This is a genomic window from Butyrivibrio sp. AE2005, from assembly GCF_000686965.1.
Classification (GTDB): domain Bacteria; phylum Bacillota; class Clostridia; order Lachnospirales; family Lachnospiraceae; genus Butyrivibrio; species Butyrivibrio hungatei_A.
Genome location: NZ_JMMD01000007.1, coordinates 50,829 through 64,582, shown reverse-complemented (window position 1 = coordinate 64,582; position 13,754 = coordinate 50,829). Strand labels below are relative to the sequence as shown.

The 13,754-nt window shown below is 38.9% G+C and carries 14 protein-coding genes; all 14 read left to right on the top strand.

Going from position 1 to position 13,754, the window contains the following annotated elements:
* The first annotated feature begins 19 nt into the window (after nt 1-19).
* The 14 genes from DL92_RS0108055 to DL92_RS0107990 all read left to right on the top strand — a co-directional run bounded on the left by DL92_RS0108055 (nt 20) and on the right by DL92_RS0107990 (nt 13,752).
* Entirely contained in the window at nt 20-349 is a 330-nt protein-coding gene (locus DL92_RS0108055; protein WP_026667372.1) for a PadR family transcriptional regulator, read from the top strand.
* A gap of 56 nt (nt 350-405) precedes the next feature.
* Nucleotides 406-1,722 carry a permease prefix domain 1-containing protein gene (locus DL92_RS0108050; protein ID WP_026667371.1) on the top strand — a complete coding sequence of 439 codons (1,317 nt, stop codon included), beginning with the start codon at nt 406-408 and terminating at the stop codon, nt 1,720-1,722.
* A 47-nt stretch (nt 1,723-1,769) separates the two neighbouring features.
* Nucleotides 1,770-2,072 carry a hypothetical protein gene (locus DL92_RS0108045; protein ID WP_026667370.1) on the top strand — a complete coding sequence of 101 codons (303 nt, stop codon included), beginning with the start codon at nt 1,770-1,772 and terminating at the stop codon, nt 2,070-2,072.
* 1 nt (nt 2,073) lies between these two features.
* The gene (locus DL92_RS0108040; RefSeq protein ID WP_026667369.1) at nt 2,074-3,501 is read left to right on the top strand and encodes a permease prefix domain 1-containing protein; all 1,428 of its coding nucleotides are present in this window, start codon (nt 2,074-2,076) and stop codon (nt 3,499-3,501) included.
* 60 nt (nt 3,502-3,561) lie between these two features.
* Complete coding sequence (locus tag DL92_RS18660) at nt 3,562-3,840, top strand: PadR family transcriptional regulator (RefSeq protein ID WP_051625265.1); 279 nt, start codon at nt 3,562-3,564, stop codon at nt 3,838-3,840.
* Nucleotides 3,841-3,858: 18 nt separating this feature from the next.
* Complete coding sequence (locus DL92_RS0108030; protein ID WP_026667368.1) at nt 3,859-5,172, top strand: permease prefix domain 1-containing protein; 1,314 nt, start codon at nt 3,859-3,861, stop codon at nt 5,170-5,172.
* A gap of 114 nt (nt 5,173-5,286) precedes the next feature.
* On the top strand, nt 5,287-6,675 hold the full coding sequence (locus DL92_RS0108025) for a permease prefix domain 1-containing protein (protein WP_026667367.1): 1,389 nt from the start codon (nt 5,287-5,289) through the stop codon (nt 6,673-6,675).
* 48 nt (nt 6,676-6,723) lie between these two features.
* A complete protein-coding gene (locus DL92_RS0108020) occupies nt 6,724-7,053 on the top strand; it encodes a PadR family transcriptional regulator (RefSeq protein WP_026655646.1) in 330 nt (109 codons plus the stop codon).
* Nucleotides 7,054-7,100: 47 nt separating this feature from the next.
* Complete coding sequence (locus DL92_RS0108015; protein WP_026667366.1) at nt 7,101-8,549, top strand: permease prefix domain 1-containing protein; 1,449 nt, start codon at nt 7,101-7,103, stop codon at nt 8,547-8,549.
* Between the two features lie 51 nt (nt 8,550-8,600).
* Entirely contained in the window at nt 8,601-9,941 is a 1,341-nt protein-coding gene (locus DL92_RS0108010) for a permease prefix domain 1-containing protein (protein ID WP_026667365.1), read from the top strand.
* 4 nt (nt 9,942-9,945) lie between these two features.
* Nucleotides 9,946-10,275, top strand: a complete 330-nt coding sequence (locus tag DL92_RS0108005; protein ID WP_026655646.1) for a PadR family transcriptional regulator — start codon at nt 9,946-9,948, stop codon at nt 10,273-10,275.
* A gap of 47 nt (nt 10,276-10,322) precedes the next feature.
* Nucleotides 10,323-11,708, top strand: coding sequence for a permease prefix domain 1-containing protein (locus DL92_RS0108000; RefSeq protein ID WP_026667364.1), 1,386 nt, complete (start codon nt 10,323-10,325; stop codon nt 11,706-11,708).
* A 255-nt stretch (nt 11,709-11,963) separates the two neighbouring features.
* On the top strand, nt 11,964-13,367 hold the full coding sequence (locus DL92_RS0107995; RefSeq protein ID WP_026667363.1) for a permease prefix domain 1-containing protein: 1,404 nt from the start codon (nt 11,964-11,966) through the stop codon (nt 13,365-13,367).
* Between the two features lie 55 nt (nt 13,368-13,422).
* Nucleotides 13,423-13,752, top strand: a complete 330-nt coding sequence (locus DL92_RS0107990; RefSeq protein ID WP_026655641.1) for a PadR family transcriptional regulator — start codon at nt 13,423-13,425, stop codon at nt 13,750-13,752.
* Nucleotides 13,753-13,754: the final 2 nt, after the last annotated feature.

Sequence of the window (13,754 nt, the reverse complement as noted above, 5' to 3'; positions counted from 1 at the left end):
ACGATATAAGGAGGTCAATATGGCTGTAGATAAGTCCCTTCTGACAGGTAGTAGCACAATGTTGGTGCTAAAACTACTCTCGGAAAAAGATATGTATGGATATGAAATGATAGACACTTTAAGAAAAAAATCCCAGAACGTCTTTGAATTTAAGGCGGGCACTCTTTACCCCCTTCTCCATGGACTTGAGGAGAAAGGAATGCTCAAATCATATGAGCAGGAATACCTTGGTAAGACAAGGAAGTATTACAGCATCACCAAGGAAGGAAGGAAACTCTTAAAGAGTAAGACAGAGGAGTGGAAGGAATACTCCGGCGCAATTGTAAGCGTATTGGCTTACGGTGTATAAGTCTGCCGGAAAGTGTGCTGATAAATGGAAAAGAGTTGAAACGGTGGAGGGCGATTATGGAGGAATACATAAAGAAATTGTTGGAACAGATCAGGTTCCAAAAAGCTCATAAAGCCATTGAAGATGAGATCAGGTTACACATAGAAGATCAGATAAAAGAGAATATTTCCGGGGGAATGGATAAAGAGACAGCGGAGAAAAAAGCTGTCGAAGATATGGGAGATCCCGTTGATGCCGGGATTGCTCTTGATAAAGTTCACAGACCGCATGTTGCCGTCGGAGTAATAGTCATTGCTTTGGTTTCAACAGTTATAGGGACAATCGTTAATGTCCTTCTAAGTAATATTTATACATCTTATTCTCTTGATATTTGGAACCCAAACAGAATGCCTTTAAGAGGAAGCAAATTATATATCTATAACGCTATATTCGGGATAATTGTAATGCTTATCCTATACTTCATAGATTATACGACAGTTGCAAGGTATTCCGTTGTGGCAGCGATTGCGGTTTTAATCGCGACTGTTGTAGGAAATATATTTGGATGGACAGGTTCGCTTGCGTTTTTGATGATTCCTCTTTTTGCAGGAATTCTTTACAAATATAGGGAACAAAAATACAGAGCATTGACATACTCTCTTTTATGGATTATTGCTACGGGAGTGATTGCATCAAGACAGGAAATGAGAATTCGCGCAGTCATTATTGTGATATGCATGCTTGTTGAGCTTACTTTCGCAATAAAAAACGAATGGCTGAAAGTGCCGAAGATTCCGGTGTTGGTATCTGTGTGGGTGTTATTTACAGTCTTTCCCGCAGGAATTATATGGTTTTTGTACAAGAACAGATTGATGAGTCTGTATCAGTGCAATGTTATAAGAACATGGTTTATTCCGGATAACGACATGAAACAGGCAAGAGGAATAATCAAAGGAATGAGTATTATCGGAAGCGGTATTATAAGTTATGAAGGCGGTGGATTTACAAGTACCGAATCCACAAGTAACTGCGTGCGCAACATGTATGGCGGAGAATATGTACTGACCGATATGATGGCGATGTGGGGCTTACTTGCTGCATTGGTAGCTGTAACAGTTGTTTCTGGACTTATAGTTTATGGATTTGTGACTGTATCAAAGACAAAGAATCAACTTGGTCTTGTTATGGGAAGCGGTTGCATGATGTGGCTTACGATAAATGCAATTTACAACGCAGGCGTCGGGGTTGGATTACTGAAGATTAACAATCAGTCATTTTTCCCATTTTTATCTGCACGTCAACTTGTCGCCTCGTATGCAATCTTGGGAATAATACTTAGCATATACAAATACAAGAATGCTTATTCGAAGCATGTAGATATAAGTAGAGTATAGATATAGAAAAAGAGACGTACTAAGAATATTAAGGAGGAGCGAGAATCATGTCAGCATTAATTTCAATAATTGTGTTTGGCAATAGCATAGGTTTGTATCATTTGTTCTTGGTGGCTATTTTGTTGGTGTGGTTATGTGTGTTTTTCATTACGGGCGATGGTTACGATATGAGAAACGACGTTCTTGCGAGCATCGCAGAAAACAGTAATGATAAACATGACAGAAAAGAAGAGAATATCATAGAGGATAATACAGAGAAATGCATCGACTGTAAAGATGATATTTCAGGGAAAAAACAGGAAACGGAACACGAAAGTGACAGGGAAAAGGTAGAGAAAAGAGCAGTCTGATATGGAAGAGTATATTAAGAAGTTACTTGAGCAAGTGAGGTTTCAAAAAGCTCACAAGGCAATCGGTGATGAACTTAGATCACATATTGAAGACCAGATAGAAACAAATATTTCGGAAGGAATGGACAGAGAGACAGCGGAGAAAATAGCTGTTGAAGACATGGGAGACCCGGTTGAAACGGGAATAGCGCTTGATAAAGTGCACAGACCGCAAGTTGCGTGGGGAGTCATAGTTGCAGCAATAGGTGTAGGACTTTTCGGAGCAATAATTCATTTCTTATTGGAGAAATTGCCATCGTCGTCCGACTGCGGAATTAACATAATCGGAAATATTACTTTAGATAATGCCGGTTACTACTTATACAACGTCGTATGCGGAATTGTCATAATGCTGGGGATGTATCTTATAGACTATACGATGGTTGCAAAGTATTCCAAGGTAGTAGCGGCTTTACTGTTGATTTCATACACAATAAAGAACTTTGCATTTTATAAAAGAATTGAGAATTTTGATCCGGAATATTGGAATCAGATTCCAAGTGTGTACACATCTATAGAGAGTTTCTTTAGCTGGTCGGGGCCATGTATTTTTTTACTTGTTCCGCTTTTTGCCGGAATACTCTATAAGTACAAGGGACAGAAATATAAAGGCCTGATAAAATCGCTTATCTGGATAATAGTTAGCGGCTTGGTTGCAACGGGAATAAACAATCAGGAATTTCGCGCACTTGTAATTGTGATCTGCTTACTTGTTGAGCTTACCATCGCTATAGAAAAAGAATGGATAAAAGTTCCAAAGGTACAGTCAATTACGGCGATATGGTTATTATTTACGGTGATTCCGATAGTTTTGATCAGATTCATGTATGACAACAAGATTTTAAGTTTGACTAAAATGAATTTTGTCAGATCACTCTTTGGCCCGGCTACTTCCAAAAGCAGAGCAAAAGAATTATTGAGTGGAGTAAAGACTTTTGGAAGCGGTTCTGTAAGCTATATGGGCGGAAAGATCACCGTATCGACATTAAATCTTATCAGTTCGCGGATAGGCAGTGGAAAATGCTATATGATAACCAAAGTTGCTGTAGTTTTTGGAGGAGCTTTGGCATTTGCAATTATCACAGTTGTTGCAGCTTTGATTGTTTTTGGATTTGTCAGCACAGCAAAGACAAAGAACCAGCTTGGAATGGTAATGGGAAGCGGATGCATGTTATGGCTTGCAATAAATGCAATCCTAAATATGTTTATAAGTTTTGGAATGTTGCCGGCGTATCAGTACACATCTTTTTTCCCATTCATATCAAACCATAAGGTAGTCGCATCATATGCCCTCCTTGGAATAATACTTAGCATATACAAATATAAAGATGCTTACCCGCAGCATATCGACATAACAATTCGAACCAAGTCAAAAGATCTCGAATCGTGAAATATAAGACAGAATGTTTAAGGCACAATGAAAAATGGCACGATACAAGGAGGATAAAAAATGGCTGAAGAAAAATCTCATTTGACTGATAACAACGAATCGTTGGTACTTAAATTACTTTCGGAAAAAGACATGTATGGATATGAGATGATACGAACTCTCAGAAAGAGATCGGAGAACGTTTTTGAAAAGAAGGCCGGAATGCTTTATCCTTTACTTCATGGACTTGAGGGCGCCGGAACGCTCAACTCATACGAGCAATACTGCCGCGGGAAGATGAGAAAGTATTATAGCATCGCTAAAGAGCAAAAAGGGGAAGATGATTTAGATACACAGTAGTACAGAGGCTTTTTATAAATGGAAGAGTACATTAAGAAGTTATTGGAGCAGGTGAGATTTGAAAAAGCTCACAAGGCTATAAGCGATGAAATAAGATCACATATAGAGGACCAGATAGCGGATAACATATACGACGGAATGGATGAAGAAACTGCGGAGAAAATGGCTGTTGAGGAAATGGGGGATCCCGTTGATGCCGGAATCTCACTTGACAAGATCCACAGACCGCAGATCGCATGGGGAATCGTTGCCGCAGCGGTAGTCGTTGCGTTATTGGGTTCGTCGGTTCGTATCTTTATGTCACACGACGAGATCCTGCAGGGATATTACGATGTTCTGGATAAAAAAATATTTATCATATGCACTGTTCTTGGAATAGGGCTTATGTTGCTCCTGTATTTTATAGATTTCACAACGGTTGCAAAATATTCAAGAGCAGCGGGGCGAGTGCTTCTTGCTTCAATAGTGATCGCAAATATCAGTAAGATGCCTATGCTTATGACTGTCACAGATGCATTAAAAGTGTTGATGGTTCCTCTGTATGCAGGAATTATCTATAAGTATAAAGACAAGCGATACGAGGGCTTTGTAAAAGCACTCATCTGGATTGCTGTTACGGTTGCAGTATTGATTGTAGATGACGGCAAAATGGCAGTATTTGCTATTACAATCGGTATGCTTCTTCAGCTTACGATAGCAATAAATAAAAGGTGGATAAGAGTGCTTGAAAAACCGGTTTATATATCTATGTGGTCTATATTTGTATTGTTTTTGACATACTATATCTACAACACCAGAAATTATTCAAGGAATATCACAGAACTTGCTTCGGGGCGCACGCTTGATTTAACGGATGTGAAGACCAGAGAGTTTGTGATTACGTCGAAGATGGTGGGAACTACTTCCGCGCATCCGATTCCTTGGGTTCCGGGTAATGCAAGCGTTATGACCTATATCTTGGGCAGGATGGGAATATTTGCGGGAATTGCGATAGCAGTTATTGTAACAGGACTTATCATTATCGGATTTGTCGCTGTATTTAAGACCAAGAACCAGTTGGGGCTTGTAATGGGAAGCGGCTGCATGATGTGGCTTGCGGCAAATACCATTGTTGACACTTTGATAGGATTTGGAATTTTCCCTGACTTTGGTGATTCGACTTTTTTGCCGTTCATCTCAGGATGCACCGGGCATTACAAAGACCTGATCGCTGCGTATGCAATGCTTGGAATCCTGCTTAGCATATACAGATTTAAGAATGCATATCCCGAGCACGTAGAGATAAGATTTAGCAGTTTATTTGGAAGACTCGAATTAAGAAAGCTAAAGTAGCGAGAATGTATATTTCGTCACGGCAGCAAGTGGGTTAGGCTAGTGTACTGGAACGATAATCATTCAGCGTAATTTGATCAAAAATCACCGTGTCAGCACACTAAGGAGGATTGTATGGAAGAATATATCAAAATATTACTTGAGCAGGTGCGTTTTGAAAAAGCACACAAGGCAATCGGGGATGAAATCAGGGCACATATAGAAGACCAGGCGGAAGCAAATATTTCCGAGGGAATGGATAAAGAGACAGCGGAGAAAAAAGCTGTCGAAGATATGGGGGATCCTGTTGAGACGGGAATCGCACTTGATAAGGTTCACAGACCGCAGGTTGCATGGGGAGTGATAGTTGTTGCAATTATCGTGGGTATTCTGGGAATAATAATTAAGTTCTTTTTGAGCAAAATACCATCATCATCGTATAATGTAAGGGCTCTTTACATACTGGGTAAATTTATGATAGATGTAGGTGATATCGGTTATTACATATACGACGTTGTCTGCGGTATCGCTGTAATGCTGATAATGTATCTTGTAGATTATACGACGGTTGCAAGGTATTCCAAGATAATAGCGGCTATACTACTTTTTTCTTACACGATAAATAAAAAAATAGATAGTCTGGAAGCAAGCGGTTATGTAATTCCAAACGTATTATACAGATTCGTTAGCCGCTCGGAGACACTGGTTCTACTACTCGTCCCTCTTTTTGCAGGAATAATCTACAAGTACAGGGGACAGAAATATAAGGGACTTATAAAATCACTTATCTGGATAATGACTATAGGTCTGGTTACAATGGGAGAATATCAGCAATTTCGTGCGACGGTAATTATGATCTGCTTACTGGCGGAGCTTACTATAGCAATACATAAAGAATGGATAAAGGTTCCTAAAACAATAACCATTGTGTCTATATGGTCTTTATTTGCGATAATACCCATGTTCGTAATAAGGGTCATGTATAACATCACCTTTTCTGCCGATCCCCCAAATAAGGCAAAAGAAATTATGAGTGGTGTAAAGGCTTTTGGTAGCGGAACTGTGAGTTATGTCAGAGGAAATTTGGCCGTATCCACAAGTTCGCTTGTAAGTTCAGGAGTTTTTTCCCAGTTTACTAATCGGGAAAGCTATGAGATCACTAAGATTGCAGCAGTTCTTGGAGGTGTAGTGACAGTTGTTGTTATTGCCGTTGTAGTGGCTTTGATTGTTTTGGGATTTGTGGCAACTGCAAGGACAAAGAATCAGTTGGGAGCTGTGATGGGAAGTGGTTGCATGATGTGGCTTATTATAAATGCGATTTTTAATATAGGTGTCGGTACGGGATTATTGCCTTCGTTTTATTACACATCTTTTTTCCCGTTTATATCGGAGCACAAGGTAATCGAATCTTATGCTTTCCTTGGAATAATACTTAGCATATACAAATACAAAGATGCTTATCCGCAGCACATAGATATAAAATTTCGCAGTAAGTTAAGAAAATTTGAATCAGGAAACACATGACAGAATATTTAAGGCACAGATGGAACGATATAAGGAGGGGAAAAAGAAATGGCTGTAGATAAATCTCTTTTAACAGGTAGCAGCACTATGCTGGTTTTAAAGTTACTTTCGGAAAAAGATATGTATGGATATGAGATGATAGACACCTTGAGGAAGAAGTCGCAGAACGTCTTCGAATTCAAGGCAGGGACTCTTTATCCTCTTTTACATGGACTTGAAGAAAAAGGAATGCTCAAATCATACGAGCAGGAATACCTCGGTAAGACCAGAAAATATTACAGCATAACAAAAGAGGGACGAAAGCTCTTAAAGGCTAAGACCGATGAGTGGAACGAGTATTCGGGCGCTATCGTAAGCGTATTGGCATACGGTGTATGACAGACTAAGCAATACATTAAATAAAATGACAGATAGGTTTTTACCAAATGGAAGAGTACATTAAAAAATTACTTGAGCAGGTGCGTTTTGAGAAAGCGCACAAGTCGATAGCAGATGAGCTCAGAGCACATATAGAAGACCAGATAGAAGTGAATATTTCCGATGGAATGGAAAAAGAGGCAGCAGAGAAAAAAGCTGTCGAAGACATGGGAGATCCCGTTGAAACGGGAATTGCACTTGATAAGGTTCACAGACCACAGATGGCATGGGGAGTTGTAATCGTAGCCTTTTTTGTTGCAATCGTGGGAACATTGATTCATGTCCTTATGGCAAAAGATCCGGCTTTAGAGTATTTAAAGTATCGTAATGATATCGGTTCATTTATCATGCTTACTGTCAGCGGAATATCAGTAATGTTGCTGCTTTATCTTTTGGATTATATAACAGTTGCAAAGTATTCTAAGGTAGTAGCAACATGTATGATAGCCGTGTATATGCTTGGAATTTTTTTGCGTGATAAAGTTTACTTCATGCAACTGGAGTGGCTCGATAAGACGGGGTATAGGACGGGATGGGAAAACGCAGACTTTCCGTTACCGATAAAAGTGCTGGATTCAACCTCATCTTTTATGAATCCGCCTATGCTGTTACTTATTCCGCTCTATGCAGGTATAATCTATAAGTACAAAGGACAAAAGTATGATGGACTTATAAAATCAGTTCTTTGGTTAATTATTCCAAGTTATATTGTTAGTTATAGACATAACTATGTAATATGTTTGATATTTGTGCTCAGCATGCTTGTTCAGCTCACGTTTGCAATAAAAAAAGAATGGCTGAAAGTATCAAAGATACCTGTACTTATAACGTTATGGACTACCTTCTCGGTGTTTTTGGGATTTGTTGCTAAAAAAGAATATGAGCGCGCAAGCGGAACTGTTCTTAGATGGGTCGGCGAGGATGGAAATCTGTATGAACGACCAACCATTAATGCAAATATAGATATAGTCAGGGCATATATGAAGCAGGTAAAGCTGTTTGGAAATGCATTGTTAAGCAGTTTGGGAGGAAAATCATATTCGCCTGCCCAGTATAGTATTTCAGATTCCGGAACCAGTATGATCCTTACATATATTCTGACGACAGGCGGACTGATTGTTGGAATAGTGGTTATAGCTACTGTAGTCGGACTTATTGTGTATGGACTTGTTACAGTTTTAAAGACTAAGAATCAACTGGGAATGGTAATCGGAATCGGCTGTATGATGTGGCTTATTTCAAATACCGTTGTTAATATTCTTGTTGGAACAGGAATTATCGATGATCAAGGCGGAGGGGCATTTTTGCCGTTTGTTTCAAATGATAAGTTGGTTGAGTCATATGCATTACTTGGAATATTGCTCAGCATTTATAAGTATAAGAATGCTTATTCACAGCATATAGATATAAATCTTCGCATTGATTTTAAGAAACTGAGATTAAAAAAACTAAAGTAGTGTGAATTATATTTTGTCACGACAGCAAGTGTTTGTACTAAGGAGGATTGTATGGAAGAATACATCAAAATATTACTTGAGCAGATCCGATTTGAGAAAGCGCATAAGGCTATCGGGGATGAAATAAGAGCACATATAGAAGATCAGGCGGAAGCAAATATTTCCGAGGGAATGGATAAAGCTACAGCGGAGAAAAAAGCTCTTGAAGATATGGGTGATCCCGTTGAGACGGGAATTGCGCTTGATAAGGTTCACAGACCGCAACTGGCGTGGGAGTTTGTTGTTGCAACTTTGGCTGTGACAGTTTTTAGCATTATACTTCATATTTTTATGACAAAACAGTTAAACTGGGGCCTGGCTTTTCAGATATCTAAGGGGCATATTGTTCAAGAGGGGACAATGTTTGTTTTCTATTCTTTAGTGGGGGTGGCAGTAATGTTACTCCTATATCTTATGGATTTCACAACGATTGCCAAGTATTCTAAGATTGCAGGGATTATCTTGTTAATATCTTATTTTGCTTCACTTTATTGGGTTTGGATGCCGAATCCGGATTCAGTAGATTATGAGATTGCGAGGCTTTTTAATGATTTAAATTCAAGGGTAGATTCACTTATGTTTTTGATGATTCCGATTTATGCAGGAATACTCTATAAATATAGAGGACAGAAGTACGGCGGACTTGTAAAAGCAGTAATGTGGATTCTTATATGTACTTTCCTATTATCGTTTTATGACGGAAAATATGGTTTTGAGACAATGGCAATAACAATGGTATGTATGCTAGCGCAGCTGACAATTGCAATAAAAAAAGAGTGGATAAAGGTACGTAAGGCACCTGCTATTATTTTTATATGGTCATTGCTTGTACTTCCGATTATAAGCGTTATCAAAACTTTTAGCTTATATGATTTTTGGTATGAGGAAATAACAATAAGGCCAATCATCAGATCGGCAAAGCTATTCGGAAGAGGGCAGGTATCCGGAGACAGTATTGATTGTGTTGAAGATATTAACATTTTGACATATATATCAACGACAATGGGAATAGGTATCGCAATAGCAGTTATAGCTGCTATACTTGGTCTTATTATTTACGGACTGATAGTAACAGCTAAGACTAAGAATCAATTGGGTCTTGTTATGGGGATCGGTTGCATGATGTGGCTTATAGAAAAAGTCATTTTTAATATGACATTTGGATTTGGATTATTCTTTGACTATAGTAGTGCATCCTTTCTACCGTTTATTTCAGGGGGACTACGATTTGATGGATTGTTAGCGTCATACGCCATGTTTGGAATAATATTGAGTATATATAAATATAAGAATGCATATGCAGAACACGTAGACATAAGTCTCCGCGCAAGATCCAAGGATATGGGGGTATAAAGAAATGGCAGTAGATAAATCTCTTTTAACCGGCAGCAGTACAATGCTGGTTCTAAAATTACTTTCGGAAAAAGATATGTATGGATATGAGATGATAGACACCTTGAGGAAGAAGTCGCAGAACGTCTTCGAATTCAAGGCAGGGACTCTTTACCCTCTTTTACATGGACTTGAAGAAAAAGGAATGCTCAAATCATACGAGCAGGAATACCTCGGTAAGACCAGAAAATATTACAGCATAACAAAAGAGGGACGAAAGCTCTTAAAGGCTAAGACCGATGAGTGGAACGAGTATTCGGGCGCTATCGTAAGCGTATTGGCATACGGTGTATGACAGACTAAGCAATACATTAAATAAAAATGACAGATAGGTTTTACAAAATGGAAGAGTACATTAAAAAATTACTTGAGCAGGTGCGTTTTGAAAAAGCGCATAAAGCTATCGGGGATGAAATCAGAGCACATATAGAAGACCAGGCGGAAGCAAATATTTCCGAGGGAATGGATAAAGAGACAGCTGAGAAAAGAGCTGTCGAAGATATGGGTGATCCCGTTGAGACGGGAATTGCACTTGATAAGGTTCACAGACCTCAGATGGCGTGGGGGGTAATCGTAGCAGTATTAGCTGTTGCGATTGTTGGCGCAATATTCCAGTTTCTTTTGCGGAATGATCAGGTTTTGATAAAAGATGGGCAGTATTATAACCCAGATAGAAATTATATTGTTAATAACTTTTTTTCATATACCATTATGGGGATATGTTTGATGCTCCTTTTTTATTTTTTGGATTTTACGGTTATTGCAAAGTATTCACGAATTATAGGGATTGTATGGGCATCAGGTTATTTGATTACATCGTTGCCGGATGCTTTATTGATCAATACAGGAGTATTGACGTTTAAGCAAACGCCATTTGGAATTGGTATTTTAAATGAGATTGCATGGAGGCTTTCTGACAAGATGCTCATATTGGTGCCTCTCTACGCCGGAATTCTTTATGAGTATAAGGAACGAAAAAAGACTTTTTCGAAGGCGCTTTTGTGGATTTTTATTCCTGTTTTTTACATATATTTTGGAGATTACCTGATAAGGGGTGATGCTACAATAATCGCGATATGTATGCTTGCAGAGCTTACAGTTGCAATAATGAAAGGATGGATAAAGTTACAAAAGAAGGTACTGGTACACCTATATGGGGGATTTATAATAATCACATCATTGTCTTACGGACGTATGTTTAAATGCTATGGAGATAGTGTGCAAGAGGAGATATTAAAAAAAGTTGTTGATTCAATATATTTGTTTGGCTCAGGAATATATTACGGACACGATGGTTTTCAAAAACCTTCAAGTTGCTTTATAGATCGGCCATTTGGAACATATTTTTTGACATATATTTCATCGACTTACGGAGCGTTTTGGGGAATAGTGATTATTGCCATTGTAGTTGGAATAATCGTATTGGGATTTATGAATTTATTTAAGTCAAAGAATCAGTTGGGACATGTTATGGGTATGGGGTGTATGATGTGGCTTGCAGTAAATACTATTGTTAATGTGTTCACTGCATTTGGAGTTTTTCCGGAATGGTTTTTCGTTGGTGCTTTTTTGCCGTTTGTATCAACTGATAATTCTGATTCTCTTATTTATGCATATGCGGCGCTCGGAATACTGCTCAGCATATATAAGTATAAGGATGCATATTCACAAGATGTGGAAATTGAGCGTTTTGGGATAAGAAATTTATTAAAAGATTTGAATCTGTAAAAGGATGTTTGTGGTGCTTGGCATATATAAAAACGCTTACCTACAGCGCATAGATATAAAATTTTGCAGTAAGTCAAAAAAATTCGAATCAGGAAATACAGGACAGAATATTACAGCATAACAAAAGAGGGACGAAAGCTCTTAAAGGCTAAGACCGATGAGTGGAACGAGTATTCGGGCGCTATCGTAAGTGTATTGGCATACGGTGTATGATATAAGTATTGTTGGATTTACAGGGGTACAGAGGTTGTAACAATGGAAGAATATATAAAAAAGCTATTGGAACAAGTGAGGTTTCGTGAGGCTCATCAGGGGATACACGATGAGCTTAAGGCTCACATTGAAGATCAGATAGAAGCGAATATTTCAGGTGGAATGGATGAAGATACTGCGGAGAAAAGAGCTGTAGAAGATATGGGAGATCCGGTTGCCACCGGTATTGAACTTGACAGGGTTCACAGACCTCAGATTGCGTGGGGCGTTATAATCGCGGCGGTGCTTGTCGGCGTTATAGGAATAATAATCCATACCTATATTGCGAAGGACAAACTAGTGATCGATTCTATAAGTGAGCCGCCTTTTTCAGCCGATGACAGATATTATATTCTTTTTACTGTTTTGGGGATTGGCGCAATGTTTTTCATGTATCTTGTGGATTACACAACTGTTGCCAAGTATTCCAAAGTGATTGCAACTGTATTGGTGGCGGGATATCTGATTGCGTACTACGGAAGTTATAAGTTTTATAGACTGATAGCGGATAAGAGTGAATTAAACGGAGAAACATTAAATTATGACCAACTGGAATCACTGATGGGGGTTATAAATGGTTGTGTCAGCGTTTCTTTTGCATTGATGTTTTTGCTGATTCCTCTATATGCAGGAATTCTCTACAAATACAGAGGACAATCGTATGGGGGACTTATAAAGGCTCTTCTTTGGGTTTTTGTGCCAAGGCTCATACCGTTTGTATCAACAAGATATTATAATATGCGTGCCTTTATAGTTGTAGGCAGTATGCTTATTCAGCTTACGTATGCAATAGGAAAAGGCTGGATAAAAGTGCGAAAGATTCCTTCAATCATATCTATATGGCTGGCTTATGTATTTTATTTGGTCTACTTTATCCGGACTGAGGTTGGCGGATTCATAATAAGTGGCAGTAATGATATAAAAACAATCATGGATTCAATGAAGATATTCGGAGAAGGGAAAATATATACTTGGGGCGGCGCAGCATCAATGCAGTCAAGGGGATGTGTAAATTCTCCTGCGGGGAGTTATGTTTTGACTTATATCTCGGCGACCTGGGGGCTGGTTATAGGACTTGCGGTTGTTATGATAGTGGCAGCGCTGATCGTTTTTGGATTTGTCAGTATGGCAAAGTCCAAGAACCAGCTCGGACAGATCATGGGATGCGGTTGCATGATGTGGATCGCGGTAAATGCTATTGCCAATATCGTTGTGGGATTCGGAATTGTTCCGGAGTTTTATGCATCTTTTTTCCCATTCATATCTAATAACAATATTGTGATCTCGTATGTATTCTTGGGGATACTGATAAGCGTGTACAAATATAAGGACGCCTATCCGCAGCATGTTGATATTAAGGCTCGGAGCAATAAGGAAAAAAGATTGCAATCCTTAAAAGATAATTAGGGAAAGGTTTAGTATAGATAGATTAGCGCCTTTGTCGCGCTTCAAGGAGGATAAAATGGCAGTAGATAAATCTCTTTTAACAGGCAGCAGTACATTGTTGGTTCTGAAGTTACTTTCGGAAAAAGACATGTATGGGTATGAAATGATCGACACATTAAGAAAGAGATCACAGAATGTCTTTGAATTTAAGGCGGGAACGCTTTATCCGCTTCTTCACGGACTGGAGGAGAAAGGTGTTCTCAAGGTTTACGAGCAGGAGTATCTCGGCAAGACAAGAAAATATTACAGCATAACGAAAGAGGGCAGAAAGCTATTAAAGGAAAAGACACAGGAGTGGGAGGTTTATTCCGGCGCGATAGCAAACGTTCTGGCCTACGGGGTATGAGT

Bases quoted from the DNA above. Each gene is read 5' to 3' on its own strand.
- DL92_RS0107995 (WP_026667363.1), top strand. From the start codon at position 11,964: ATGGAAGAATATATAAAAAAGCTATTGGAACAAGTGAGGTTTCGTGAG.
- DL92_RS0108030 (WP_026667368.1), top strand. From the start codon at position 3,859: ATGGAAGAGTACATTAAGAAGTTATTGGAGCAGGTGAGATTTGAAAAA.
- DL92_RS0107990 (WP_026655641.1), top strand. From the start codon at position 13,423: ATGGCAGTAGATAAATCTCTTTTAACAGGCAGCAGTACATTGTTGGTT.
- DL92_RS0108050 (WP_026667371.1), top strand. From the start codon at position 406: ATGGAGGAATACATAAAGAAATTGTTGGAACAGATCAGGTTCCAAAAA.
- DL92_RS0108025 (WP_026667367.1), top strand. From the start codon at position 5,287: ATGGAAGAATATATCAAAATATTACTTGAGCAGGTGCGTTTTGAAAAA.
- DL92_RS0108055 (WP_026667372.1), top strand. From the start codon at position 20: ATGGCTGTAGATAAGTCCCTTCTGACAGGTAGTAGCACAATGTTGGTG.
- DL92_RS0108005 (WP_026655646.1), top strand. From the start codon at position 9,946: ATGGCAGTAGATAAATCTCTTTTAACCGGCAGCAGTACAATGCTGGTT.
- DL92_RS0108020 (WP_026655646.1), top strand. From the start codon at position 6,724: ATGGCTGTAGATAAATCTCTTTTAACAGGTAGCAGCACTATGCTGGTT.
- DL92_RS0108040 (WP_026667369.1), top strand. From the start codon at position 2,074: ATGGAAGAGTATATTAAGAAGTTACTTGAGCAAGTGAGGTTTCAAAAA.
- DL92_RS0108045 (WP_026667370.1), top strand. From the start codon at position 1,770: ATGTCAGCATTAATTTCAATAATTGTGTTTGGCAATAGCATAGGTTTG.
- DL92_RS0108010 (WP_026667365.1), top strand. From the start codon at position 8,601: ATGGAAGAATACATCAAAATATTACTTGAGCAGATCCGATTTGAGAAA.
- DL92_RS18660 (WP_051625265.1), top strand. From the start codon at position 3,562: ATGGCTGAAGAAAAATCTCATTTGACTGATAACAACGAATCGTTGGTA.
- DL92_RS0108015 (WP_026667366.1), top strand. From the start codon at position 7,101: ATGGAAGAGTACATTAAAAAATTACTTGAGCAGGTGCGTTTTGAGAAA.
- DL92_RS0108000 (WP_026667364.1), top strand. From the start codon at position 10,323: ATGGAAGAGTACATTAAAAAATTACTTGAGCAGGTGCGTTTTGAAAAA.